1 protein-coding gene is annotated in these 520 nt (G+C 41.5%); it reads right to left on the bottom strand.

What is annotated here, in order from left to right; translation table 11 throughout:
• Positions 1–135: 135 nt before the first annotated feature.
• Positions 136–520 (bottom strand): recombinase family protein (locus tag HBA93_RS18220; RefSeq protein ID WP_286202039.1); only part of this gene is annotated, 385 nt, incomplete at its 5' end.

Below are 520 nucleotides of genomic sequence, written 5' to 3'. Positions count from 1 at the left end.
ACAAAGGCAATTTGTGCATCTGAAAATTTACCCGCTTTCATGAAATTCTCCTTCTCCGGTAAAGGGCATTATAAATGGAAAATTCCAGCCGAAAATGGTCCGATTTTAAGGGTGCACGTCACCAAGGATTGGACTCTACCAAAATCTGGTGGAGTTTGCGGGGCTCAGGTCAGAATCCGTATCACGTAGACGAGAAAGGCGATTAATATCTTCAACAAGCAGAATATCTGATGGGTAGCAATCATTTAGCAATTTGAATAATTCAGGTCGATCTAAGAGAGCACCAGATTCATTTTCAATATAATAGTTGCAAATTGATATATCGCGTTCTTGTGCAAAAACATCAATACTGCCTCGTGCTCGTTGTGCTTCTTGCTGTGTAGTTGAGATACGAAGATAAGCGCGAACGAATTTTGGAGGTGTGAGCGGTACTGTTTGAGTCATTTCGGCGAACTGGTTCGATTTAAGTTGTTTGCGGCGGCTATACAGTACTGATCTCAATCGGTTCATAATGGGAATA

This window comes from Ochrobactrum sp. SFR4 (assembly GCF_019730395.1).
Classification (GTDB): domain Bacteria; phylum Pseudomonadota; class Alphaproteobacteria; order Rhizobiales; family Rhizobiaceae; genus Pseudochrobactrum.
Note: the sequence above shows the minus strand (reverse complement) of the source record. Positions and strands in the feature narration are given on the sequence as shown.